This is a genomic window from Litoreibacter ponti (genome assembly GCF_003054285.1).
GTDB lineage: Bacteria > Pseudomonadota > Alphaproteobacteria > Rhodobacterales > Rhodobacteraceae > Litoreibacter > Litoreibacter ponti.
Genome location: NZ_QBKS01000001.1, coordinates 201075 through 224230, shown reverse-complemented (window position 1 = coordinate 224230; position 23156 = coordinate 201075). Strand labels below are relative to the sequence as shown.

The following is a 23156-nucleotide window of genomic DNA, read 5'->3' as shown; positions in this document are numbered from 1 at the left end:
AGGGAAAGAGCGATTTTGCAAAGCGCGCGCGGTGCCTACCCTTCCGGGATCGTGAACACCTGCCCCGGGTAGATCAGGTCCGGGTCGCGGATCAGGTCGCGGTTCGCCTCGTAGACCCGCACATATTCGATCCCGTCGCCGAAGCGGTCGAGCGCGATGGCCCAAAGCGTGAAGCCCGGCTGCACGGTCACCGCCTGCGGCCCGACTGGGGCAGAGGCCACCACGGCGGGCGCCTCGCGCTGGAACGGCGTCTCGACCCGGCTGGTCACGGTGCCGGTCTCGGACACCTCGTCGACGCGCAGTTTGTAGACGCCCGCATCGATCTCGGGCAGTGGGGTTTGCCAGCCGCCATCCTCGGCGATCTGCGTGGTCGTCACCGGCTCGCCGTCGAGGTAGATGCGCACGAAACCCTCGCTGGCCCCGCGCCCGGTCAGCGCCACCTCGCCTTCGGTGTCGTAGGTGATCGTGTCGATCACGACATTGGCGACTTGCGGCGCGGTGTCATCGTCTTGCGGGGCCGCGGGTCGCGGCGCGGGCTGGATGACCGAGACCCCGGTGGTATCGGCCAGCACGACCGCCGGGGCCGCGGGCGTCGCGGGCGCGACTTCTGGTTCCGGCTCCGCTGTCGCCTGCTCGGGGCCATTGGGCGCGACTTCGGGCGTCTCCGGGGCCTGCGCGACGTCGGTCTCGACCGGCGTCGGGTCCGGTGCTGGCGCCTCCGGCTCTTCGCGCGCGACCTCTTCGGTATCGCGCTCAGGTGCGGGTTCCGGCGTCGCAAGGCGCACGGGCGAGATCAGCAACGTGCCGCCCGACGGCAGCTCGCTGCCATCCTCCAGGACCGAGGCCATGGAGAGCGCGCGCGGCGCGTCCGAAGCCGGGAAATCCAGCACCAGGCCGAACTTGCCGGAGCGGTCTGCGGTCGCTTCGGCGAAGGCCTCCCCATCGAGGAAGAATTTGACCGGACGCCCCGGCACCCCGCGGCCTGCGATCACGCCGCCGCCGTCGGGTTGAACCTGCACCACGTCAAAAGCGGGCGGGGTCAGTTCCGGTGCGGGCGATTGGGCAGGCTCGGGTGCCGGATCAGGCGCGGGCGCTTCGACTGTCGCGGTCTCGGGCTGCTCGGGTGTCTGGGCGATCTGCTGCTGCGGCTCAGGCGCAGGTTCGTGTTTAGGTTCAGGCGCAGGTGCCGGGGTCGCAACGGGGTCTGCGGCGGGTTCCGGCGCGACCTGAGGCGCAGGGGCCGCTTCGGGCGCGGGCTCTGGTGCAGCTTCTGACACGGGCTCGGACAGCGCGGCCGTTTCCACCGCCTGCTCCTCGGTCTGCGGCGGGCCAATGTACCACAGCAAAACCGCGACACAGATCAGCGCCAGCACCGCGCCTCCGGCGGCGGCTGCGGGCCCGCTCAGCCCCAATCTTGACCAAATGGCCATAGCAGCTTTCCTTCTTCCCCCGTGCCCTGTCCCAAAGGGCGTTGCGGCAACCTTACAGGCCCCATAGAAGGAGGCAAACCACTTCTGCGCGAGGCAAGCCCCCCATGTCCGATGCCAAGTCCGTCTGTGTCTATTGTGGCTCACGCTTCGGCGCGAACCCGGCCTACCGCGCCGCGGCCAACGCGCTCGGGCACGCGCTGGCGGCCCATGGCTGGCGGCTGGTCTACGGCGCGGGCGATGTCGGGCTGATGGGCGAGGTCGCCAAGGCCACGCAGGCTGCGGGCGGCGAGACCTTCGGCGTGATCCCCACCCACCTGTTCGAGCGCGAGGTCGGCAAGCGCGACCTGACCACCTTTGTCATCACCGAGACCATGCATGAGCGCAAGAAGGTGATGTATATGAACGCCGACGCCATCGTGGTGCTGCCCGGCGGTGCGGGCTCGCTCGACGAGTTCTTCGAGGTGCTGACCTGGCGCCAGCTGGGCCTGCATGAAAAGCCCATCTGCCTGCTCAATATCGCGGGCTACTGGGACCCGCTGGTGGCGCTGATGGACAATGTGGTGACCGAGGGGTTCGCCGATGCGAGCCTTTTGGAGTTCGTCTCCGTGATGCCGGATGTGGAGGCCCTGACCGCGGGCCTCGAGACGGCGCTCGGCTGAGAGGGGCACGCTATGATTTCCTACGTCACCGTCGGCGCCGATGACATCGCCTGCGCCCGGGCGTTTTACTCCGCCATTCTGCCGCCTCTCGGCTACGGGTTGACCGAAGGCCCCGAGGGGCTGAGCTACGTGCTGCCCACCCCGCCCGGCGCCTCTCCGGTCTCGCCCGATTTCTACGTCAAACCCACCTTCGACGGGCGACCCGCCTCCGCCGGCAATGGCGCGATGGTGGCGTTCGAGGCGCGCAGCCAGGCCGAGGTCCGCCGCCTGCATGCGGCTGCCTGCGCCGCGGGTGGCACAGACGAGGGCGCGCCGGGCTTCCGCGCAGCCTACGGCCCGCAATTTTACGTGGGCTATCTGCGCGACCCGCAGGGCAACAAGATCGCGCTGTTTTCCAGCAACCCCGACGAGCCTGGGCGCGACGACTGAACGCCCATCTGCTGCTGCGCCGGACGCGCAGCGTGAAGGTTCGGACGCGCGGCAATCGCTCCCCAAGACGTGATGACCCAAGGGCAAGCGTTCCCTGCTAGGCTGCGACACAGAATCACAACACCGGAGGATCCCCCATGAAATTCACCCCCCTCATCGCCGCCGCGCTGGCGCTGGCAAGCCCGGCCTATGCGGCCTCGGAGGGCGAGCGCATTCAGGTTCGCGGCGAGATCATCGACACGTGGTGCTACTTCTCGGGCGTCATGGGCGGGCCGGACGCGGTGGTCGGCTCCGCGCATCATACCTGCGCGCTGTGGTGCTCGGCTGGCGGTATTCCCGTGGGGCTGCTGGGCGAGGATGGGGAGGTCTACATGGTCCTCAAGATCGAAGGCGACGACAACAACGCGGGCGGCGATACGAACCTGAACCTCGCCAGCCACGAGATCACCGCCGACGGGATGCTCTACAAGCGCGACGGGCTGAACTACCTGGTGGTCGAGGAGGTCGTGACCGACCACGGCATCACCAACCTCAACCACGAAGATTACGGGGTGATCCCCGGCTTCGCCATTCCGAAGCCGAAGAAGTGAGGGCCCAGACCATGATGAAGTATCTTGCATTCGCGGCCCTGCTGGCCATCCCTGCCGCCGCCACCGCCGCCGATTTCTCCGAAGGGTCCGAGGCGCGCAGCTGGAACCTCTATGCCGAAAGCCCCGCCAAGTTCGAGGCGACAGTGGTCGACATCACCTGCGAGGTGACCGGCGACTGCGCAGAGAATTGCGGCGACGGCACCCGCCAGCTCGGGCTGCTGCGCGCCGCCGACGGTGTGCTGGTCTTCCCCAACAAGAACAACCAGACGGGCTTCCAGGGTGCCGTCGTGGACCTGCTGCCGTTTTGCGGCCAGAGCGTGACCGTCGACGGCCTGCTTATCGAAGACCCGGATATCCCCGGTGCCACCAATATCTACCAGGTCCAGACCATCGCGGCCGATGGCGCGGAACCGGTGAAGGCACGCAACTGGACGAAGGCCTGGGAGGCCGCCAATCCGGATGCAGGCGGCAAAGGCCCTTGGTTCCGCCGTGACCCGCGCGTCAATGCGATCATCGCCGACAGCGGCCATCTGGGCCTTGGCCTCGAGATCGACGAGGCGTTCAAGAAGGAGCTCTTCGAGTGATCCGACTTGGCCTTGCCCTGCTCGCGTTCGGCACCCCGGCGCTGGCGGATCAATCCCCCCTGCCCTTTGATCTGGGCGGGGACTACACGCTTATCGACCAGACCGGGGCGACCCGGACGCAGGCCGACCCCGACGGCAAGGCGCAGCTTCTCTTCTTCGGCTACGCCAATTGCCAGGAGATCTGCTCCGCCGTACTGCCGCTGATGGCCGATGTGGCCGATGCGGTGGCCGCCCGTGGGCTGGAGATCACGCCGGTGATGATCACCGTCGACCCGGCGCGCGACACGGTCGACACGCTCGGCTCCGCGCTGGCGCAGCACCATGAAGATTTCGTGGGGTTGACCGGCGCGGAGGACGCCTTGCAGGTCGCCTATGACGCCTACCAGATCGAGACCGAGGAGGTCTTCTTCGATCCCGAATACGGGCCCGTCTACGCCCATGGCAGCTTCGTCTACCTGCTCGACGCCGACGGCGCGCTGCTGACCCTCGTGCCCCCCGTGGTGCCCGCGGAGGTCGCCGCCGGGATCGTCGAGAAATATATCGGGCCGGCCAGCTGATGACCAAGCTCTCGAGACGCGCGCTGCTCACCGGCGGCGCCCTCGCTGTTGCGGGCAGCGCGTTCTTTGCGGCGGGCGGGCGCAACCTGTTCTACGCCGCAATCACCGAGGCCTCCGCCGCCACCAAGCTCACAGCGCCCGAGGCGCACGCGCAGGCGGTGGCGGGCGATATCCTGCTGGTCGACATCCGCCGTCCCGACGAATGGGACAGGACCGGAACCGGCGAGGGCGCGGCGCGGCTCGACATGCGCCGCGAGGATTTCACCGACGCGCTCAAAACGCTCGCGGGCGGGCGCACCGACGCTCCGGTCGCGCTGATCTGCGCGCGCGGCGTGCGCTCGGCGCGGCTCACCAACCGACTGACCGAGGCGGGGTTCACGAATATCATTGATGTGCCCGAGGGCATGCTCGGCTCGCGCGCCGGGCCCGGCTGGATCGAACGCGGGCTGCCGGTCGTGAAATGAGGCATCTGCTCGCGGCGGCGCTCACGCTCCTTGCCACTCCCGCGCTGGCCTGCGGGGCTGCGGATCAGCCCTGCGAAATCGAGACCGGGAGCTACCACATCGCGATACCCGAAGGGGCGGACGGCCCCGTGGGCGCGGTCGTGTTCCTGCATGGCGCGGGCGGGCAAGGCACGGGCATCCTGCGCATGGGTGGCCCGATCCTCGCGCGCGGCTACGCGGTGATCGGCCCCAACGGGTTGAAGCGGCCCAACTCGCGCTTCGGGCCGGGCTGGTCATTTCACCCCGACCGGCCCGCGCAGCGCGACGAGCTGGCCTTCATCCGCGCAGTGATCGAGGACGCCGCAGACAACCACGGCATCGACCCCGACCGGATCCTGCTCGGCGGCTTCTCTATCGGCGGCTCCATGGTGACTTATCTCGCCTGCGACGACCCGACCCTCGCCCGCGCCTACGCGCCCGTGGCGGGCAGCTTCTGGCGCCCTCACCCGGACATGGAGGCCTGCGCCGGCCCGGTCGATCTGCTGCACACCCATGGCTGGCGCGACAAGACCGTGCCGCTGGAGGGCCGCCCGCTGCGCTCCTTCGATATCCTGCAGGGCGACGTGTTCTACGGGATGCAGATCTGGCGCGAGACCAATGGCTGCGCCGGGTTGCGCGCCGATACGTTCGAGACCTCGGAAGACTTCTGGCGCCGTAAGTGGGAGAGCTGCGAGGCGGGCTCTTTGGAATTCGTCATGCATCCGGGCGCACACGGCATTCCCAAGGGCTGGTCCACGCTCGCGCTGGATTGGTTTGAAGGGTTGGAGTGACGGCTATTCTGCCGGGAAGCGCTCCGCCCGGTCCAGCATGGCGCGCAGCCGGGAGCGTTCCTCCTTGGCGCGGCGGATGATGTCTGGGGCGTTGAACACCTCTGCCGTGCCAAGCTGGCGGGCGGTCCAGGCGTGGCGCGTCAACCGCGCGCCGGAGATCAGCGACAGCGGCACCGCCAGCGCCAGCGACACGGCGATGGGCAGCAGCCAAAGCGTCACCAGCCCCTCGAACAGGCCCGCGACCAACAAGGCGCCCGCCACGGTTTCGACCGCGTGGAACTTCATCACGGTCACCAGCGAGTAGCGCCCACCGCCGCGCGATTGCGGCGTCCAGCGCTCCTTGTAGCCAAGGGCGGTGCGCGCCACGGCGATGGTTTGCTGCACCATCAGGATCGGCGCGTAGAGCACCGAGATCACGATCTCGGACACGAAGCTGAAGGCGAATTGTGCCGCACCGCCGAGGTCCCGCAAGGCTGGTCCCGTACGCAGCAAAGCGACCGCGCCAAGGAACTTGGGCGCAAGCAGCATGCCGTACATGAACACCAGGATGGCGAAGTTCGACACGGTGCTCATCTCGGGCCAGGCCACCTGCGGGTTCTCGCCCGTGAAGTAGCGGATTACGTTGGCCTCTTCGCCCTTGCCGATCAGCGCCCAGACGGTCAGCAGTGCGAACCATGCGGGGCTGAGCAGGTAGCCCATCGCGCCGTGGAACAGGTGGAAGCGGGTCACCGGATGGAAGCCCTTGGAGCCGAGGATATTCAGGTGCTGCAGGTTGCCCTGACACCAGCGGCGGTCGCGCAGCACGTAGTCGATCAGGGTCGCAGGGACCTCTTCATAGCTGCCTTTCACCTGCGGCACGAAGCGCACGCCCCAGCCCGCGCGGCGCAAGAGTCCTGCCTCGACAAAGTCGTGGCTCAGGATCAGCGCGCCCTTGGAGCGGAACGTATCAAGCCGCGGCAACCCCGCGCAGGACGCGAAAGCGGCGGTGCGAATGATAGCGTTGTGACCCCAGTAATTGCCCTCGTGATCGGCCCATTTGGCCAGACCTTCGGCCAGGGCTGCACCGTAGATCGTGTTCGAGAACTGCTGCACCCGGCCAAAAAGCGTCTCTGCCCCGAAGAGCTGCGGGAAGCTCTGGATCAGGCCCGCCGACGGGTCGCGGGCCAACTCGTCGGTCAGCGCAAGGATGGCGGAGCCGGACATCAGGCTGTCGGCGTCGAGCACCAGCGTCGCCTCATACCCCCCACCCCAGCGGGCGACCCAATCGGCCAGATTGCCGACCTTGCGGTCAATATTGTCCGGGCGGCGGCGATAGTGCAGCGCGACATGCTCCGGCAGTTGCGCGCGCAAGGTCGCGAAGGCGCGCAGCTCCTGCTCGGCGATGGTCTCGTCGCGCGTGTCAGAGAGGATGAACAGCGTGTAATGGTGCGGGTGGCGCATCGCGTCGAGCTCTTCGAGCATCGCGCAGGCATTTCCGAACACGTCGGACGGGTTCTCGTTATAGACCGGCACCAGCAGCGCCACGTTTTGCGGCGCGGCGGGCGTCGTCGCCAGTGGGCGCGGACGCAGCATGGCGGCGAGGCCCACGGTCACGGTGGAGACCGATAGGGCGATCCAGAAGAACGTGCCCGCGATGAGCGCGATCAGCAAGCCCTCGAACAGGGACAAACCGCCCATGGCGAACCAGTCGGTGAACATGGCGATCAGCGCGCCGGTGGTCAGAAGTGCGGGCAGAAAGGTGGCCCAGCGCCACATCGACGTGCCGCGGCTGGTGGCCAGCTGCGGCGCGGCTCCATCGCTGAAGTCGCGGGACAAATCCTGCGTGGGGAAGGCCAACGGCCGCTCGGGCGGCATCATCGGCGCGGGGGTGACATCGGTCAGCGCGTTCATGCGGTCCACCTGTAAAGCCAGACTTCCGTCAACGACTTGCCATCCTTCACCAGCTGCACCCGGAATTCGGCGGAGGTCGCCTCTCCGGGCTCGAACTTGAACGCCAGCCGCACCCCGCCCGTTCCCGGGTTGCGCTGCAAGACGCCCTCGGTCACCTCGCCGCGATTGGCCCCAATGAAGCGCGTGATGCCGTCGAGGTCTTTCTCCTCGGTGCCGAACGCCTCGTGATCGGCGAAATCCACCGCGATGATCGAGTACGGCTTGGTCTTGTCATAGCCCTTGCCGATGCGCGAGTTCAGCACGCGGGCCACCGGGCGCACGCCCTCGGGCTCGCCGCCCCAATGCATCTGGTAGGCGAAGTCGTGCTCCTGCCCTGCGGCGAGCGGCTCGCGCGGGCGCCAATAGGCCACGATGTTGTCGTAGATTTCCTTGTCCGCCGGGATTTCGACCAGCGTGACAGAGCCGCGGCCCCAGCCGCCATCCGGGGTGATCCAGAGCGAGGGGCGGTTGTGGTAATGCGCCTCGAGATCGGCGAAGTCCTCGACCTCGCGGGCGCGCTGCATCAGGCCGAAGCCGCGCGGGTTGTCGTCGACGAAGCTGGATACTTGCAAGGTGGCCGGGTTGGCCAGCGGCCGCCACAGCATCTCGCCCGCGCCGTTATAAACCAGCAGCCCCTCGCTATCATGGACCGCCTCGCGAAAATCGTCGAAGCGGGTGCGGTTGGTCTGATCGAACAGAAACATCGAGGTCAGCGGCGCGATGCCCACATGGGTCAGCTCGGTGCGCGGGTAAAGCGTGGCCTCGACCGCGACATGGGCGGGCGCGCCGGGGGTGATGGTGAAGCTGTAGGCGCCCGTGGTGGACGGGCCGTCGAGCAGCGCGTGCACGATGATCTCGCTCGCATCCTCGCCCGGGGCCTCGACCCAGAAGCGGGTGAACTCGGGGAATTCCTCCCCCGCTGCATCGCCGGTGTTGAGCGCGAGGCCGCGGGCCGACAGGCCGTAATTCTGCCCCGTCGCGATGGCACGGAAGTAGGATGCGCCCTGAAAGACCATGAATTCCTCGAACTTGCCGGGCTTGGACAGCTCGTGGCGCAGGCGCAGGCCGGAATAGCCCAGCTTGCTGTCCATCGGGTCCTCGTCCATGGCCTTGTCGACCAGCTCTTTCGGGAATTGCTTGTAGCGCTTGAAGAGCGTCAGATCGAAGGCCAGCGTGCGGGCCTCGTCGCCTTCGACTACGTTGATCTCGATCGGACGCGGGAAGTAGAGGCCGGGATGGAACAGGTCCATCTGGAAGGCCCGGTCGGTGTCGGACCAGAGCGACTTCTTGGTGTCGAACACCAGCGCGCGGTACTGGTCATAGGTCAGGTCGCGCCAGCTTTGGTCGACCTCGGGCATGGGCTGGTAGTCCTCGCCCGCCAGCCGCGCGGCTTCCTGTTTCAGCCACAGGCGCGAGAACGGCCTGGCCTCGCCCTTGAACATCGGCAGCGCACCGGCAGGCCCCGCCACGGAGGCGGCGCCCAGCATCATCAGGAAGGTGCGGCGGTCGAGGCTCATCAGACAGGCGTCCTCTTGGGTTTCCAGGGCGTAGCTTTGATCCAGGCGACGAAGTAGGCAACCAGAATGAGCGCTGCAACACCCGTCAGGTTCACCAAAACCACGGTGGCCGTTTCCCGCCCGACCTGATCCATGGTGAAGCCGGAAATCCGCGCAAAGACCATGGAGAAGACGAAGACCGCAAGGCTCTGCTGGCCCACCTTCATGATCACGCGCACGATGGTGTCCCAGCTGCGCGACAGCGCCGAGTGGCCCTTGGCGATCAGGCGGTGCCCGCCGACGCCCGCAACGACCCAGGCAAGGTAGGCCAAGGCCAGGAAATGCACGTAGCGCAGGATGCCGAAGGCGGATTTGTCGATTAGCGGCTTGTTGGAGACGCGCCAGTTGATCACCGGGTTGTTCTCGAACGCCAGACCGAACCACTCGCGGTTCACCGCCCGCACTCCGATGTTGGAAAGCGGAATGTTCGCCACCACGATCACCGCAGCCACGACGATCAGCCACGTCTTGACCGGCGGCGCGGGAATCCAGCCGCGCATGAACGCAAAGCCCGTGAAGAAGATCAGCTGCCAGCCGAACGGGTTGAAGAACCAGTGACGCTCCGACCACGGCTCCGCGGGCAGTGACAGCCACAGATGCTCCGCCCCCATCCACGCCAGCAGACCGCGCTGCGCGAACAGCCAGACGGTGGCGATCACGGCGAACATCAGCCAGATATTCACGCGGCTCAGCGCCATGACGAACGGCATCATCACGAGGATGATCATATACATCGGCAGGATGTCGAAATAGTTCGGCACATAGGTCAGCGTGAACAGCCCCACCAACTGGTCGGCGGTGGTGGCCAGCTCGACCCCCTTGCGGGTGACGCCCTCGAAGAACGGCACGAGGTTCAGCGTGTTGATATAGGTCTTCTCGAAGATGCCGAAGCTGTCCCAGAAGGCCAGCATCATCGCGATGAAGAAGAACATCCCGATATGCGCCCAGTAGACCTGCCAGACGCGGTAGGCGACGCGCGCGGTGCCAAGCGCCCAACCCGCCCGATCAAACGTGCGCCCAAAGGCGATGGCCGAGGCCATGCCCGAGCAAAACACGAAGATCTCGGTGGCATCCGAGAAGCCCCAGCGGGCGGGGATCCAGGAGGTGAAGAAATTGCCCGGCGTATGAGCGAACAGGATGATGAACATCGCGATGCCGCGATAGAAGTCGAGCCGCGGGTCGCGCGTGGTAGCGCCCGACGTGCCAGTGGCCGCCGGACTGGCGGCATAAGCATCAGCAGGATTGAGCGTGGCCATCGTCATATCTTTGATCTGCCTCGGTTGGCCCGCTTATTCAGCAGGCACGCGGGCAGCGCAAGCGGATGCGTCGCGCCCCTGGGCGATCAGATCGAAGCGGGCGGCGGCATAGCCATCCTCGGCGGAGCGTTTGCGCACGCGGTCTTTCAGGATGCGCTCGGCCTCGTCGAGGAAGCCCGCGCGGATGCCCGCATCAATCGTCAGCCGCTCGAACACATCGCGCTGCGCGTGGGAGCCGCCGGCCTGCTGCATCGTGCTGCGCGCGCGTGCGAGGTTCAGGAAAGCGGTCTTGAAATCCGCCTCGCCAAACGCTTCGAGCCCGGCGGCGGCGCTCAGGCCCGGGGCCGCCATGCGACGGTCCATCTCGACCCGGTTGGCCTTGGCGTCCCGGTGCATCCGGCCCATCAGCTTGGTGATCGCGTGCTCGCGCTTGCCGCCGATCAGCGCCAGCAGGTAGTGCAGGTCCGCGAAGATCAGGCAGCCATCCTCGGTGCGGTTGGCAGAAATGTCGGCCAGCTCTTCCCAGCGGCCGCCGACATTGACGCCGTCGAGTTCGAGCCGGCTCAGAAGCGAGGTCGCGTTGGAGATATCGCGGTAATCATCGGTCTTGTCGGCGCGGATCTCGGTGTCGTAGAGCGCCAGCACCGTGTCGGTCTGGCCGAGGTCGAGATGCATCAGCGCCTTGTGCCACCACACGTGGTAGCGGAAATTGTTGCAATGGGCCCAAGCCTCTTCCCGACCGGTCAGCCAGTCGATCCCGCCCTTGGCGTTGCCCGTCATGTCGTAGACGTGGGCGACCGCATGCAGGCCCCATGCGTCATCGGGAGAGACAGCAAGTCCCATGCGCCCGACCGTTTCGGCCCGGGCGTATTCGCCGGTCTCTTCCAGCGTGAAGGCGTGGCAGCCCATCAGGTAGCCGCGCCCGGGATGATCCGGGCCGTAGGCGTGCATCACCGCCTCGACCGAGGCGCGCATGCCGACGCCGTCGCCCAGCACGAAGCGGATCGCGTGCGACAGCTTCATCGCCAGCGTGTCGCCGGGATGGACCTTCAGCACGTCTTCGAGGTTTGAGATCGCGTCAGAGGGGCGGCCTTCGTAGAACGCCTTCAGCGCCTTCAGGAACGAGGTCTCCCGGGCGGAAATCGTCCGGGTCAGCGCCGCGGCCTCGGCGAGGCCCAGCGCGTCGCGGGCCACGTCGTTCAGCTCCCGGCGGCCGAGCAGCAGATAGAACATGCCTTTCACGGCGTGGCCCAGCGCGAAGTCCGGATCGGCCTCAAGCGTCGCGCCCAGATGGGTCGGCGTCGCGGCCCCATGGGCCATGAAAGCCATCAGCGTGGCATCCCAATGGGCCAACGCGTCGCGGGAATTGAGGGTCGTGTCCTGCCCGAAGACGTCTTGATACATGGATGCTCTCTCTTGCTGCCGATTCTTGCGCGGGCGCCGAGCCCACATTTCACTGATAGCGATTGAGGAGCGTCGGTCTATGTTCGCGCGTCCATAGTCACGCCAACGTGACGCCAATAAGGGAAACGGTGATCAAAAACCCGCCATCTACGGGGAATTTTCGGCGGAATTTCGCTATATTTCGGTGGCTTACCCTGCGTCGTTGGAATCAGGCAAAAGCCCGAGTGCCGCGAGCACATCGGCCGTATCCTGCCCGAAGCGCGGTGGCGCGTGGCGGTAGGTGACTGGCGTCTTCGACAGCTTGAGCGGATTGCCGATCAGCGGCACCGCACCGCCCGCCACATCGTCCCGCGCCATGTCGATCTTCATGCCCCGCGCCGCGACCTGATCGGTCGCGAAGAGCTGGCCCAGCGTGTTGACCGGCCCCACCGGCACCTTGCGCGCCTCCAGCCCCGCGATGATGTCGGCCATGGACCGCTCGGCCAGCAGGCCTTCGATGATCTTGAGAAGCTTCGAGCGGTTCTGGATCCGCGCCGGATTGGTTGCGTAGTCGGGGTTTTCCGCCAGATCGGGCCGCCCGAGATAGTCGCAAAACCGCGCGTATTGGCTGTCGTTGCCCACCGCGATCAGCACGTGGCCATCGGCGGCCTCGAAGGTCTGATAGGGCACGATGGTGGCGTGCTCGTTGCCCTGACGCTTGCGTTCTTTGCCCGTGACCAGATGCGCGACGCCTTCATTGATCAGCCAGCTGATCTGACTGTCGACCAGCGCAAGATCGATATGCTGCCCCTCCCCCGTCGCATCTCGGTGGCGCAGGGCGGCCAGGATGCCCACGGTCGCGTACATGCCGCACATCACGTCCGCGATGCCAACAGCGACTTTCATCGGACGCCCCTCCGGCTCGCCAGTCAGCGACATGATCCCGCCAAAGCCCTGCGCCATCAGATCATATCCCGGCTTGTCGCGGTTCGGGCCGGTCTGGCCGTAGCCCGAGATCGAACAATAGACGAGCCGAGGGTGCGCCATGAGCAGGCTCGCATGGTCCAGCCCGTACTTCTTCAGCCCATCGGGTTTGAAATTCTCGATCACCACATCGGCCTCAGCCGCCATGGCGCGGATCGTGGCCTGCCCCCCGGGCGTCGCGATATCGACCGCGATCGAGCGTTTGTTGCGGTTCGCGCACATGAAATAAGCGCTGAGATCGGTGCGCGCGCCGTCCGGGTCCTCAACAAAGGGCGGGCCCCATTTGCGGGTGTCGTCGCCGTCCGAGGCCGGGTTCTCGATCTTCCAGACCTCGGCCCCCAGATCGCCCAGAAGCTGCGTGCAGGTCGGGCCTGCCAAAATCCGGCTCAGGTCCAGAACCTTCACCCCGTCAAGCGCGCCCGCCATATGTCCGTCCCTTGTTCTAGATCCGACCGTCATAGCCCTTGGCATCGATGACGGCGGCAATGACGGAGAACGTCTCAGCCTGCATCGCCTGCGTCAAGGCATCGCGCAGCTCGGCGCGCGAGGTCACGGTATGCCCCTCCCCGCCAAAGCCACGCGCGATGGCGGCGAAGTCGTGCCGGGCGAAATCGACGCCCGCATTCTTCATCTGCCGCTGGCGCTGTTTCAGCTCGATGAGCGCCAGCGAGGCGTCGACGAAGACCACGAAGATCGTGTTCAGCCCGTGCTCCTTGGCCGTGGACCACTCGCCCGCCACCATCAGTGCGCCCGCATCACCAGAGAAGCTGACGACCGTGCGCGACGGGTCCGCATATTTCGCGCCCATCGCCAGCGGTACGGCGCAGCCCATGGTGCAGAGCGCCGAGCTTTGCAGCAACGTGCGCGGGCTGTGGCAAGTCCACATCTGGCTGAGCAGGATGCGGTGCGCGCCACTGTCCACGGTCGCAATCGTGTCGTCCGGCAGCACGTCGCGGCATTCGGCGATGACAGCGCCCGGGCCCCACGCGTCCGAGGTCGGGAACGCCTGCTCCATTTGCGCCTTCACCGCCGCAATCTCGCCGCCCGGCCAGCTGTCGCGCTTGACCCCGCCGCCCGCGAGAGCGCGTAAGGCCGCGCCTGTGTCACAGATGAAGCTCAGGCCCGCCTGATGCATGTAGTGGTGGTTCGGCTCCGCGGTGATGTCGATCACGCGGGTCTCCGCCGGGTCCCAGACCTCGCGCCAGCCCGGGCGCATTTCGATCGGGTCATAGCCCACGCAGATGATCAGATCTGCGGCTTGAACAAAGGGCAGCAAGTGCTTGTCCGCCAAAGGAGAAAGCCCCGCACCCCCCAGCGACAGCGGATGGATTTCAGGGATCACCCCCTTGGCCTTGTAGGCCGTGATCACCGGCGCGCCGTAAGTCTCCGCAAAATGCAGCAGCTCCCCATGGCTGTTATCGTAGAGCACATCGAGCCCCGCGATGATCACCGGCCGCTCGGCCGCATCGAGCCAGGTCTGCGCCTCGGCCAGATCGCAATCGGCAGGCGCCGTGAGTGCCGCTTTCGCACGGCGGCGCAGCTTTGGTGCGGCCTGAGCGTCGGCCACAGAGATTGGCACATCAATATGCACCGGACCGCCTCGACCTTCCGTGGCGATGCCGATGGCTTTGTCCGCCACGATATCCGCGCCTTGGGCGGTCAGAGTGAACGTGGCCTTGGTGATCTCGTCAAAGACGCGGGTGTGGTCGAGCACCTGATGCGTGTAGGTCAGCGCCTCGTCCGGATCGACGCAGCCGGTCAGCACGATCATCGGCACGCGGTCCTGGTGGGCGTTGGCCACCACATTGACGCCGTTCATCGCCCCCGGCCCGACGGTTGCGACCAGCACGGCGGGCGCGCCGGTGACGTGATGCACGCCCTCGGCCATGAAACCTGCGGCGTTCTCATGTTTGCACAGCACGAACTCGATGCCCGCGCGCTCCAGCGCATCGACGATGGTCAGAACTTCGCCCCCGGGCATGCCAAAGGCGTGGCGGCACCCGGCCTCGTAAAGCCGCTCTGCCACCAGATCGGCGGCGCGTTTCAAAGCCATTGGGGGGTCCTCCTCAGCGCGCGACGGCGTCACGGGCGATCGTGTCGAAAATTGCGTCCAGCTCGGCGGCGGCCTCTGCCAATTCCGGCCCTGCTTCGTCCATATAGGGCGTGAAGACAAGGGTCGGCGTCTTGTAGCTGAGCGTCGCGCCGCCATCCGTTTCCGTGACATACATGCGGATCGGCGCCTCGATCATGGCCGCCGTGGACAGGCCCAGGATGCGGACTGCAAACCTGTTGTTGAAGACACCGATCACGCGATTTCCGGGGATCTCGATCCCGCGCGCTTTCGCCGCCCCGGTGGGACCGGCTTGCGTGACGACGCCCATCTTGCCCGCCTTCACCGCCGCTTTCACGTCGTCGACCAGCACGTCATAGGGTTTGTCCGTGGGCAGCACGACCCACCCGTCGCGCGCGGTGACATCTGCGTGTGCCGCCCCGCCAAAAATCAAGCCGAGGCTCAGGATCAGTGCGCGCATGATATCTCCATTTGGTCTCAAATACTCACGCGACATCTGCCAGAAGAGCCGCATCCGGGCCAATCACGTTGCCGCCAGCCAGATGCAACAAAGCCCCGACAGGCCGCAGGCCCCGGGGCTTTGTTTGAAGGATGTCGTGCCGCGGAACACGGCTCCGTCAGGTCGAATTAACCTGCCAGATCGTTCTTCACGATCTGCTCGATCTCGTCAATCTGGTGGTTGGTCAGCGTCTTCGGGATCTCACCAATCACCTTGTCAGAGACCTCTTGGTGCAACTCCTGGCGCAGCTCGCCCAAAACATTTGGTGCGGCGGCAATGACAAGATGCTCGAACCGGCCCTTGTGGGCTTGCTTGTAGAGGATATCGGCCAGATCAGAGGCAAAGCGCTCCTTCGCAAGCTCGTGCCAATCCGTGTCGTCAAACGCGGATCGGTGCCGCGGCCCGCCATCATGCATGCGCCCCGGGCGGTTGGCGGATTGGTCGATATCCTTGGGATTGTCCTGTTCTTCCTCGCGAAAGACCTCCAGATGCGGGTCCTCGCCATCGGTCTGGTTTTCGAGAAACAGCGCCTTCTCGCCATCGGCGATCAGCACCCATGTCTTGTGCTTGAGCCGCGTCATTGCGCGTCCTCCGCCTCATGGGATTTCGTGACGCGGGTCGCACCTGCCGGACGCTCCTTGGCGCGCTTCATCTCGTCTTTTGTCCCGATGTCGCGGGCGAGCCGGCCTCCGGTACGACCCTCGCCAGAGACAGCGCCCTCGGTGCCAAGCACCTTCTCGCTGTCCTTGCTGCCATCTTTCGATCTGTGCCGTTCCGCCATGGCGGGCCTCCTTTTTCGTATGTTGAATGTCTGTAAGGGGAAACGCGCGCCGTGTGGGCAGAGTTCCGGGGTCGCGTCAGGCGGAGCGGATCGTGACCATCGTGATTTCCGGCAAGACACCGAACCGCAACGGCAGCATCGAACAGCCCAAGCCCCCCGAGACGATCAGGTCGCGCCCTTCCTCGATCCGGTGTCCATAGGCGTAGCGTCGGCCATATTCCGATGGGATAATCGGGCGGGTGTGAAAGATCTTGATCTGCCCGCCATGGGTATGGCCCGACAACACCACGTCGATCGGCCCGTTGAGATCGCGCTTGGGCAGTTTCGGGAAAATATCCGGCTCGTGGGCCAGCAGCAGGCTGAAGGCTTCGTGCGGCACATCGGCAAGCGCCGCGTCCAGATCATGCGCGCCGGTGTGCTGGTCGTGCTTCTTGCCCTCATAGGCCCATTGGCTCTCGATCCCCGACACCCAGATGTCGCCCGGGTGATCGAGTTTCACCGCCTCGTTGCGCAGCACACGCAATCCCGCCGCTTCCAGCATCGGCACGGTAAAGGGCGTGTCGCTCTCGCGCGCCTGTGTCGCTTCGTCGTCCCACCAGTCGTGATTGCCGGTGGTCGAGAACACCCCGAACGGGGCCTTCAGATCGGACAGGACCTCTACCACCGCCTCGGCGGGCTCGGGCGTCATCACCCAGTTGTCCTGCGCCAGCAGGTCGCCGCCCATGTAGATCAGGTCGGGGGCCTGCGCGTTCACCATCTCCACGGCCTCAGCCACCCGGGAGATCGGCATGAAGGTCTTGTCGGCGTGGATGTCCGAGATGATCGCGACCGTCAACGCCTCGCCGGGCGCGAATTTATCCGTCAGCACATCATGCTTGATCAGCTTGATGCGCGTGTAGGCCCCCCACCAGTAATCGGCGAAGCCCATAAAGAAACCTGCCCGATGCGGGTCGGGCAGGTTCATGTTGTCCTTGGCTGACATCGGCTCCGCTTACATGCGCGAGGCGACGTTTTCCCAGTTCACCAGATTGTCGAGGAAGTTCGACAGATACTTCGGCCGGGCATTGCGGAAATCGATGTAGTAGCTGTGCTCCCACACGTCGCAGCCCAGAAGCGCGGTCTGGCCGAAGCAGACCGGGTTCACGCCGTTCTCGGTCTTGGTAACCTTCAGGCCGCCATCGGTGTCTTTCACCAGCCACGCCCAGCCGGAGCCGAACTGGCCTGCGCCTGCGGCCGAAAACTCTTCCTTGAACTTGTCGACCGAGCCGAAGCTGTCCTTCAGCGCGGCTTCCAGCTCCGACGGCATAGAGGATTTACCGGGGCCCATCATTTCCCAGAACTGGTTGTGGTTCCACAGCTGGGAGATGTTGTTGAAGATGCCATTCTGCGCCACGGCGCCCTTATCATAGGTGCCGACGATGATCTCTTCGAGGCTCTTGCCCTCCCACTCGGTGCCCTCGATGGCCTTGTTGCCATTGGTCACATAGGCGTTGTGGTGCAGGTCGTGGTGGTACTCCAGCGTTTCCTTCGACATGCCGTTATCGGCCAGTGCGTCATGGGCGTAGGGAAGATCGGGAAGTTCAAAAGCCATGGTAGAGGGCCCCCTTGATGAGTTGTCAAATTACATAGTGCTTAAGTGAGCGCCCGGACGGGCGCGGTCAAGCCTCGTATTGCCAACACGCCGTCGCGCGCGAAGGTTCCCGGAACAATTGAGATGTGTGAGGCGGGTCACGCAGGCGCGGTTAACCACTTTTGCACACTTGCCAAGGATACATCCCACGGGCGAGCCTTTCGCCCAAGGACACACGACAACGGACCCCCTTCATGCGCGCTCTGCAAGAGACCTCCTGGCCCCAGAACTTACGCGACAAGGCGATGCGGCAGGACCAGCGTGTGCTGACCGTCTGGCCCGGCTCCCCGGCGGAGGCACTGGGGATCAAGCCCGGCTGGCATCTGCTGCAAATCGATATGGAGCCCCCCTCGCCTGCGAAGATCCGCGCCGCGCGGGGCAATGGCGTCAACGGCATGGCGTTTCTCGACCCCGACAGCGGCGCCATCCACACGTTGGAGGCCGGGCCCTGGCCCTTCGGTCTACATCTGATCCCACGGGTCAATGACGGGCTGATCGAAGGCATCCGGTCGCGAAACTACGACGTGGCCGCGTTGAACACGCTTTGGTCGCAAGGGAACTGGAAGGATTTCGAGGCCCTGCGCGCGCCCCTTGAAGACGCGGCCCTGCCCAAGGGCCTGCCGTTCTTCAGCAAGCGTCCCAAGGACCCCGATGCCCTGACCCGCAAGATCGGCACGCTGGACGTCCCCGATCTGCAGCTGTTCCTCGCGCTCAGCCATCTGGCAGGTGGCGATGTCGCGGGCTGCGACTTCTACCTGCGGGCGCGGCGCGATGCGCGGGAGCGGATGGGTCTGCAAGACGATTTGCTCGACCACGATGCGCTGGAGCTGTTCATGGACGCGCTGATCCTGTGGAACCGCGGGCGGCGCGAGGAGGCGAAGACCGTCGCAGGCCAGATGCTGGCCACCGCCCCGCGCAACAAGGGCGCGATTGCGCTTTACTGCCAACTGATGGGCTCCGACCCGCTGCGATACTGGCCGCCCGAGATGCGCGAGCCCTTCCCCATCAATTACGCCCTGCCCCAGCACGACCCGTTTGGCCAGTGGCCCGAGGGCGGCACGGTCCGGCTGGAGGACACGATCGCCGCGATGGCGCCGGGGCAGTTGCATCTGGTCTACTCGCTCAGCTGGTACCGCACCAATGGCCCCATGCAGTGGGAGTTCGAAACGCTGATCCCGCTCTACCAGATGGACCCGGACCGGATCGCCAGCATCGACCTGATCACCGCCATCGACAATCCCAACAGCCATTGGATCGACAAGAACCAGATCGAGGACCGCGCCCGGGCCGCCGGGCTTCCTGTCCGGGTGCTTTTCGACCAGCCCGACCACGTGGCTGAGGATCTGGGCTGTATCGAGGCCCCGCAGCTCTACCTGCTCGACCACAAAGGCCGGGTGCTGTCGATGGAAAAGCTCGCCAATGAGGAAGGCTACTGGCAGGCGCTCAGCGTGATGAAGACCCTGTAAGCCGGAACGTCAGCTGATCTTGCAGCTGCCCGACGCGCGGAAATCGTTTCCATAACCGATAGGCTTGGCGATGACGCTCACCGCCCCAGTGTCGGTCTGGACCATCGCGCGGTAATTGAAGGCAGGCGTCGTTTGGTTCGACTTGCTCCGGGTTCCGGTCACCACCCAGCGCAACACCATCTTGCCCCCGGAATTGCGGGCGAGCTTCGCCTTGCGCACGGACCCGTTCAACTGGTCGGGTGTGGGCTTGAGCAACTGCACGCTCTTGCGCGCGGTATCGACCTTGATCAGCGCCGCCCGGGCAATCCAGCCGCCGCTTCGGGCAAGATCGGTCATGACGCAATCGAGTGTAACTGTGCTTGCAGCGGCGGGTGCGACAGCCAAAAGGGCTGCGGCCAGTGAAATGGCTTTGAAGTACAATGTTTCATCCAAATTAAAGACTTACATGACATCGCTAACACGGAGTTAGTGACAAAGAAACCCGACCTCAGAGCCCGCGCTGGCGGACATCGCGAGCAGGTCGAAGACATAGCCCGCCTCGGACCGGAAGCAGACGAGTTTGAAGCTGGTGTCGCTGTCCATCCAGAACGCCGCCGCCGCCTGCGCGAGCCGGGTGCGGCGGATCATGCCGGGCTGGAAGGCATCTTGGGACAGATCGACCGGGGCGAGCTTGGCGAGCACCTCCCGCGCGCCTGCGCCGCTGATCTGCATCACCGCGCGGGCGTCGGAAACGTTGACGACGAGCGCGTGTTGGCCTTTGAGCGCGTCTGCCAGTTGGTCCGTGGTCGCCTGAGCGTCGGCATAGGGCACCATCACCAGCAGCTCGTCGGGCGACATCCAGGCCGCACCTTTGTCGCCCTTTATGAAGATTTCACGTTGGCCAGGCATGTCGGTGCCGGTTGCGGCCTTGAGCGCCTTTTTCACCGCAGCAGAGGCGAGATCGCCACGCAGGGTGATCATGCCCTGCAAGCCCAGCTCGCGGATGTCCGCGAAACCATCCCCGTTCACTTTGCTCTGCAACGCGCTGACTACATTAGACATTCTGCTTCTCCCCCTCGGGGTCATAGAAGACCGGACTGACGATCTTCGCCTTGACCGGATCGCCCTCGATCATCGGGAACTCGATCACCTCACCCATGCGGTCGGGGCCGTTCAGCACCAGCCCCATGGCGATACCTTTCCCCAGCGTTGGGGAGTGGTAGGTCGAGGTGACGCGGCCTTGCGTGTTGCGCTGGCCGTTGTCGTTGCGCCCGTCGGCCACCGCGTAGGCCCCGTCCGGCAGGACCGAGCCATCGAGCGTCTCGAGCCCGACGAGCTGCCAGCGGTTCGGGTCCGTCATGTGGCTGCGCTGCTGGGCGCGCTTGCCGAGGTAGTCGTCCTTCTTCTTGCTGAGCGCCCAGTGCAGGCCAAGGTCCTGCGGGATGACGGTGCCGTCAGTCTCGTCTCCGATCATGATGAAGCCCTTCTCGGCGCGCATGATGTGCAGGGCTTCGGTGCCGTAGGCGGTGGCGCTCCACTCTTCGCCCGCCGCGTGCAGCGCGTCCCAGAAGGCCGCCGTTTGGCTGGCAGGCACGGCGATCTCGTAGCTGAGCTCGCCCGAGAAAGAGATGCGGAAGACCCGGGCGTCAAAGCCGCCGATCTGGCCCTCTTTCCACTCCATGAAGCCGAGCGCCTCCTTGCTGACATCCATGCCGCCAAGCTTTTCGAGCAGTTTGCGCGCGTTCGGGCCGACGACGGCGATCTGGCCGAATTGCTCGGTCGCGTTGGCGGTGTAGACCTTCCAGTCCCACCATTCGGTCTGCAGCCATTCCTCCATGTGGGCGTGAATGCGCGACGCCCCGCCGGTGGTGGTGTGGCAAAGCCATGTGTCGTCATCGATCCGTGCGACCACGCCGTCATCGGTCAGGAAGCCGTTTTCGGTGCACATCAGCCCGTAGCGGCACTTGCCGGGTTTCAGGTTGGACATCATGTTGGTGTACATCATGTCGAGGAATTTGCCCGCGTCAGGGCCCTTGACGACGATCTTGCCAAGGGTGGAGGCGTCAAGCAGCCCGAGGCTGTCGCGCGTCGCTTTTACCTCGCGGTGGACAGCATCTTCGACGCTCTCGCCGGGGCGCTGGAAGCAATAAGGCCTGCGCCAGTGGCCGACGGGTTCGAAATACGCGCCATTGGCCTCGTGCCAGTCGTGCAGCGGAGTTTTGTTGATCGGCTGGAACAGCTCGTTTTGCGCCTCGCCCGCAATCGCGCCCATGGAGATCGGCGTGTAGGGCGGTCGGAATGTGGTGGTGCCGACCTGCGGGATCGGGCTGTTGAGGCTGTCCGCGAGGATCGCCAAGCCGTTGATATTGCTAAGCTTGCCCTGATCCGTTGCCATGCCGAGCGTGGTGTAGCGCTTGGTGTGCTCAACGCTCTCGTATCCCTCTTGCGCGGCGAGCTGCACGTCGGAGACCTTCACGTCGTTCTGGAAATCGAGCCACATCTTGGCGCGCAGCTTGGCGTGGGCGCCTTGGGGCATTTTCCACACCGGCAGCAACGGGGCCATGGGCTGCGCCTGTGCCTTTGGCGCGCTTGTGCGCTTTGGGGTGTGGCCGGTGCGGGTGGCGGCCTCGCGCCCCGCCGCATGGGCATCTGCCAGCACGTCAGGCGTGTCCATCGCACCGGAGGCGATGCCCGCAGGGATCACGAAGGCCTCGCCGTCCGCGCCCTTGGGGGCGGCGTCTGGGTTGGGTTTGAAATGCGCCTGCGCGTCATCCCACGTGAGCTTGCCGCCGCAATGGGACCACAGGTGCACCACGGGCGACCAGCCGCCGGACATGGCGACCGCGTCGCAGGCGACTAGCTTCATGGTTTTGCCTTCGCCCGCATGGGGACAGATCTCGACCCCCGTGACGCGCTTGTGGCCGTTGACTTTGGCGATGGCGGTGCCGGTCTCGACCCGGATGCCGCGCGCCTTGGCCTGCTCCATCAGATCGCCGCCGCCCTGGGCGCGCGCGTCGATGATCATCGGCACGGCGAGCCCTGCGTCGAGCAGGGTCAGAGCGGTGCGGTAGGCGTCGTCATTGTTGGTCACGACCACGGTGCGGTCGCCGGGGGAGACGGCGTAGTTGGCGACGTAGTCGCGCATGGCGGAGGCGAGCATCACACCGGGAATATCATTGCCAGCGAAGCTCAGCGGGCGCTCGATGGCGCCGGTGGCGGTGATGATCTGGCCCGCGCGGATGCGCCAGAGGCGGTGGCGTGGCAGATCGTTCGTGGGCGCGTGATCCGTCAGGCGCTCATAGCCCAGTGCGTAGCCATGGTCATAGACGCCTGCGCCCATCATGCGGGTACGGATGGAGACATTGTCCATCTTCCCAAGGGCTTGCAGCGTCTTGGTGATCCAGTCTTCGGCGGGCATGCCGTCAATCTCTGCCCCATCGACTGGCGCGCGGCCGCCCCAGTGGGCGGTCTGCTCGATCAGCAGGACCTTTGCGCCGGCCTCGCCCGCGGCCTTGGCGGCTTGTAGCCCGGCGATGCCGCCGCCGACGACGAGCACATCGACGAAGGCGTAGAAATGCTCGTAGCGGTCGGCGTCACGCTCCTTGGGGGCGCGGCCGAGGCCTGCGGCCTTGCGGATGAACGGCTCGAAGACGTGTTTCCACGCGGGCGCCGGGGCCATGAAGGTCTTGTAGTAGAAACCCGCGGGCATGAAGCGCGCGGCGAGCGCGTTGACCTCGCCCACATCGTAGTCGAGCGAGGGCCAGTGGTTCTGGCTTTCGGCGTAGAGCCCATCGAACAGCTCTGTCGTGGTGGCGCGTGCGTTGGGCTCGAACCGGCCGCCCTTGCCGAGGTTCATCAGGGCGTTCGGCTCCTCCGCGCCGGAGGCCACCACGCCGCGGGGGCGGTGGTATTTGAAGCTGCGGCCCATGAGCATCTGATCATTGGCCAGAAGCGCGGAGGCGAGCGTGTCGCCCGCGTGGCCGCGCAAATGCTTGCCGTTGAACTGGAATTTCACCTGTGTGGCGCGGTCCAGCAGGCGGCCGCCGGTGGCGAGGCGTGTGCTCATCGTAACAGACCCTTGGATGCGGGGAGAGCGACCC

At 65.6% G+C, this 23156-nt stretch carries 23 protein-coding genes; 8 read left to right on the top strand and 15 right to left on the bottom strand.

Features of this window, described 5'->3' with window-relative positions:
• Positions 1 to 35: 35 nt before the first annotated feature.
• Positions 36 to 1430 (bottom strand): LysM peptidoglycan-binding domain-containing protein, encoded by a 1395-nt coding sequence (locus C8N43_RS01190; protein ID WP_158269884.1) that lies wholly within the window; start codon positions 1428 to 1430, stop codon positions 36 to 38.
• Positions 1431 to 1534: 104 nt separating this feature from the next.
• Here C8N43_RS01190 and C8N43_RS01185 point away from each other — a divergent pair, with 104 nt between their 5' ends.
• The 7 genes from C8N43_RS01185 to C8N43_RS01155 all read left to right on the top strand — a co-directional run bounded on the left by C8N43_RS01185 (position 1535) and on the right by C8N43_RS01155 (position 5522).
• Positions 1535 to 2089 carry an LOG family protein gene (locus tag C8N43_RS01185; protein WP_107843876.1) on the top strand — a complete coding sequence of 185 codons (555 nt, stop codon included), beginning with the start codon at positions 1535 to 1537 and terminating at the stop codon, positions 2087 to 2089.
• 12 nt (positions 2090 to 2101) lie between these two features.
• Complete coding sequence (locus C8N43_RS01180) at positions 2102 to 2518, top strand: VOC family protein (protein WP_107843875.1); 417 nt, start codon at positions 2102 to 2104, stop codon at positions 2516 to 2518.
• A gap of 137 nt (positions 2519 to 2655) precedes the next feature.
• The gene (locus tag C8N43_RS01175) at positions 2656 to 3108 is read left to right on the top strand and encodes a hypothetical protein (RefSeq protein WP_107843874.1); all 453 of its coding nucleotides are present in this window, start codon (positions 2656 to 2658) and stop codon (positions 3106 to 3108) included.
• A gap of 11 nt (positions 3109 to 3119) precedes the next feature.
• A complete protein-coding gene (locus C8N43_RS01170; RefSeq protein WP_107843873.1) occupies positions 3120 to 3692 on the top strand; it encodes a hypothetical protein in 573 nt (190 codons plus the stop codon).
• Complete coding sequence (locus C8N43_RS01165; RefSeq protein WP_107843872.1) at positions 3689 to 4249, top strand: SCO family protein; 561 nt, start codon at positions 3689 to 3691, stop codon at positions 4247 to 4249. The genes C8N43_RS01170 and C8N43_RS01165 overlap by 4 nt, the downstream gene beginning before the upstream one ends.
• Positions 4249 to 4713 (top strand): rhodanese-like domain-containing protein, encoded by a 465-nt coding sequence (locus C8N43_RS01160; protein ID WP_107843871.1) that lies wholly within the window; start codon positions 4249 to 4251, stop codon positions 4711 to 4713. The genes C8N43_RS01165 and C8N43_RS01160 overlap by 1 nt, the downstream gene beginning before the upstream one ends.
• Complete coding sequence (locus C8N43_RS01155; protein WP_107843870.1) at positions 4710 to 5522, top strand: CE1 family esterase; 813 nt, start codon at positions 4710 to 4712, stop codon at positions 5520 to 5522. The genes C8N43_RS01160 and C8N43_RS01155 overlap by 4 nt, the downstream gene beginning before the upstream one ends.
• Before the next feature lie 3 nt (positions 5523 to 5525).
• Here the strand turns inward: C8N43_RS01155 and mdoH are convergent, their stop codons facing one another.
• The 11 genes from mdoH to C8N43_RS01100 all read right to left on the bottom strand — a co-directional run bounded on the left by mdoH (position 5526) and on the right by C8N43_RS01100 (position 17572).
• Positions 5526 to 7412, bottom strand: coding sequence for a glucans biosynthesis glucosyltransferase MdoH (gene mdoH / locus C8N43_RS01150; protein ID WP_245912867.1), 1887 nt, complete (start codon positions 7410 to 7412; stop codon positions 5526 to 5528).
• Positions 7409 to 8968, bottom strand: a complete 1560-nt coding sequence (locus C8N43_RS01145) for an OpgD/OpgG family glucan biosynthesis protein (RefSeq protein ID WP_245912866.1) — start codon at positions 8966 to 8968, stop codon at positions 7409 to 7411. The genes mdoH and C8N43_RS01145 overlap by 4 nt, the downstream gene beginning before the upstream one ends.
• Positions 8968 to 10263 (bottom strand): OpgC family protein, encoded by a 1296-nt coding sequence (locus C8N43_RS01140; RefSeq protein WP_107843869.1) that lies wholly within the window; start codon positions 10261 to 10263, stop codon positions 8968 to 8970. The genes C8N43_RS01145 and C8N43_RS01140 overlap by 1 nt, the downstream gene beginning before the upstream one ends.
• A gap of 33 nt (positions 10264 to 10296) precedes the next feature.
• Positions 10297 to 11667: a tetratricopeptide repeat protein gene (locus tag C8N43_RS01135; RefSeq protein WP_107843868.1), complete on the bottom strand. Its 1371-nt coding sequence runs from the start codon at positions 11665 to 11667 to the stop codon at positions 10297 to 10299.
• Between the two features lie 189 nt (positions 11668 to 11856).
• Positions 11857 to 13056, bottom strand: coding sequence for a CaiB/BaiF CoA transferase family protein (locus C8N43_RS01130; RefSeq protein ID WP_107843867.1), 1200 nt, complete (start codon positions 13054 to 13056; stop codon positions 11857 to 11859).
• A 16-nt stretch (positions 13057 to 13072) separates the two neighbouring features.
• Positions 13073 to 14683: a thiamine pyrophosphate-binding protein gene (locus tag C8N43_RS01125; RefSeq protein ID WP_107843866.1), complete on the bottom strand. Its 1611-nt coding sequence runs from the start codon at positions 14681 to 14683 to the stop codon at positions 13073 to 13075.
• Between the two features lie 13 nt (positions 14684 to 14696).
• Positions 14697 to 15161 (bottom strand): DUF302 domain-containing protein, encoded by a 465-nt coding sequence (locus tag C8N43_RS01120; RefSeq protein WP_107843865.1) that lies wholly within the window; start codon positions 15159 to 15161, stop codon positions 14697 to 14699.
• A 167-nt stretch (positions 15162 to 15328) separates the two neighbouring features.
• Positions 15329 to 15781 (bottom strand): host attachment family protein, encoded by a 453-nt coding sequence (locus C8N43_RS01115; RefSeq protein WP_107843864.1) that lies wholly within the window; start codon positions 15779 to 15781, stop codon positions 15329 to 15331.
• Positions 15778 to 15981, bottom strand: a complete 204-nt coding sequence (locus C8N43_RS01110; protein ID WP_107843863.1) for a hypothetical protein — start codon at positions 15979 to 15981, stop codon at positions 15778 to 15780. The genes C8N43_RS01115 and C8N43_RS01110 overlap by 4 nt, the downstream gene beginning before the upstream one ends.
• A 76-nt stretch (positions 15982 to 16057) precedes the next feature.
• The gene (locus C8N43_RS01105) at positions 16058 to 16963 is read right to left on the bottom strand and encodes a metallophosphoesterase (protein WP_107843862.1); all 906 of its coding nucleotides are present in this window, start codon (positions 16961 to 16963) and stop codon (positions 16058 to 16060) included.
• A 9-nt stretch (positions 16964 to 16972) separates the two neighbouring features.
• Complete coding sequence (locus tag C8N43_RS01100; protein WP_107843861.1) at positions 16973 to 17572, bottom strand: superoxide dismutase; 600 nt, start codon at positions 17570 to 17572, stop codon at positions 16973 to 16975.
• A gap of 233 nt (positions 17573 to 17805) precedes the next feature.
• Here C8N43_RS01100 and C8N43_RS01095 point away from each other — a divergent pair, with 233 nt between their 5' ends.
• On the top strand, positions 17806 to 19077 hold the full coding sequence (locus tag C8N43_RS01095; RefSeq protein WP_107843860.1) for a PDZ domain-containing protein: 1272 nt from the start codon (positions 17806 to 17808) through the stop codon (positions 19075 to 19077).
• A 9-nt stretch (positions 19078 to 19086) separates the two neighbouring features.
• Here the strand turns inward: C8N43_RS01095 and C8N43_RS01090 are convergent, their stop codons facing one another.
• From C8N43_RS01090 to C8N43_RS01080, 3 genes are all read right to left on the bottom strand, one after another.
• A complete protein-coding gene (locus C8N43_RS01090; RefSeq protein WP_107843859.1) occupies positions 19087 to 19413 on the bottom strand; it encodes a hypothetical protein in 327 nt (108 codons plus the stop codon).
• A 129-nt stretch (positions 19414 to 19542) separates the two neighbouring features.
• Positions 19543 to 20118, bottom strand: a complete 576-nt coding sequence (locus C8N43_RS01085; RefSeq protein ID WP_107843858.1) for a sarcosine oxidase subunit gamma — start codon at positions 20116 to 20118, stop codon at positions 19543 to 19545.
• Positions 20111 to 23122, bottom strand: a complete 3012-nt coding sequence (locus C8N43_RS01080) for a sarcosine oxidase subunit alpha family protein (RefSeq protein WP_107843857.1) — start codon at positions 23120 to 23122, stop codon at positions 20111 to 20113. Before C8N43_RS01080 ends, C8N43_RS01085 begins: the two co-directional genes overlap by 8 nt.
• Between the last annotated feature and the right edge of the window lie 34 nt (positions 23123 to 23156).

Coding starts and splice junctions, on each gene's coding strand:
- C8N43_RS01120 (WP_107843865.1), bottom strand. CDS start 15,161: ATGCGCGCACTGATCCTGAGCCTCGGCTTGATTTTTGGCGGGGCGGCA.
- C8N43_RS01180 (WP_107843875.1), top strand. CDS start 2,102: ATGATTTCCTACGTCACCGTCGGCGCCGATGACATCGCCTGCGCCCGG.
- C8N43_RS01145 (WP_245912866.1), bottom strand. CDS start 8,968: ATGAGCCTCGACCGCCGCACCTTCCTGATGATGCTGGGCGCCGCCTCC.
- C8N43_RS01100 (WP_107843861.1), bottom strand. CDS start 17,572: ATGGCTTTTGAACTTCCCGATCTTCCCTACGCCCATGACGCACTGGCC.
- C8N43_RS01175 (WP_107843874.1), top strand. CDS start 2,656: ATGAAATTCACCCCCCTCATCGCCGCCGCGCTGGCGCTGGCAAGCCCG.
- C8N43_RS01190 (WP_158269884.1), bottom strand. CDS start 1,430: ATGGCCATTTGGTCAAGATTGGGGCTGAGCGGGCCCGCAGCCGCCGCC.
- C8N43_RS01140 (WP_107843869.1), bottom strand. CDS start 10,263: ATGGCCACGCTCAATCCTGCTGATGCTTATGCCGCCAGTCCGGCGGCC.
- C8N43_RS01090 (WP_107843859.1), bottom strand. CDS start 19,413: ATGACCGATCTTGCCCGAAGCGGCGGCTGGATTGCCCGGGCGGCGCTG.
- C8N43_RS01135 (WP_107843868.1), bottom strand. CDS start 11,667: ATGTATCAAGACGTCTTCGGGCAGGACACGACCCTCAATTCCCGCGAC.
- C8N43_RS01115 (WP_107843864.1), bottom strand. CDS start 15,781: ATGACGCGGCTCAAGCACAAGACATGGGTGCTGATCGCCGATGGCGAG.
- C8N43_RS01155 (WP_107843870.1), top strand. CDS start 4,710: ATGAGGCATCTGCTCGCGGCGGCGCTCACGCTCCTTGCCACTCCCGCG.
- C8N43_RS01105 (WP_107843862.1), bottom strand. CDS start 16,963: ATGTCAGCCAAGGACAACATGAACCTGCCCGACCCGCATCGGGCAGGT.
- C8N43_RS01095 (WP_107843860.1), top strand. CDS start 17,806: ATGCGCGCTCTGCAAGAGACCTCCTGGCCCCAGAACTTACGCGACAAG.
- C8N43_RS01080 (WP_107843857.1), bottom strand. CDS start 23,122: ATGAGCACACGCCTCGCCACCGGCGGCCGCCTGCTGGACCGCGCCACA.
- C8N43_RS01125 (WP_107843866.1), bottom strand. CDS start 14,683: ATGGCTTTGAAACGCGCCGCCGATCTGGTGGCAGAGCGGCTTTACGAG.
- C8N43_RS01170 (WP_107843873.1), top strand. CDS start 3,120: ATGATGAAGTATCTTGCATTCGCGGCCCTGCTGGCCATCCCTGCCGCC.
- C8N43_RS01085 (WP_107843858.1), bottom strand. CDS start 20,118: ATGTCTAATGTAGTCAGCGCGTTGCAGAGCAAAGTGAACGGGGATGGT.
- C8N43_RS01110 (WP_107843863.1), bottom strand. CDS start 15,981: ATGGCGGAACGGCACAGATCGAAAGATGGCAGCAAGGACAGCGAGAAG.
- mdoH (WP_245912867.1), bottom strand. CDS start 7,412: ATGAACGCGCTGACCGATGTCACCCCCGCGCCGATGATGCCGCCCGAG.
- C8N43_RS01160 (WP_107843871.1), top strand. CDS start 4,249: ATGACCAAGCTCTCGAGACGCGCGCTGCTCACCGGCGGCGCCCTCGCT.
- C8N43_RS01130 (WP_107843867.1), bottom strand. CDS start 13,056: ATGGCGGGCGCGCTTGACGGGGTGAAGGTTCTGGACCTGAGCCGGATT.
- C8N43_RS01185 (WP_107843876.1), top strand. CDS start 1,535: ATGTCCGATGCCAAGTCCGTCTGTGTCTATTGTGGCTCACGCTTCGGC.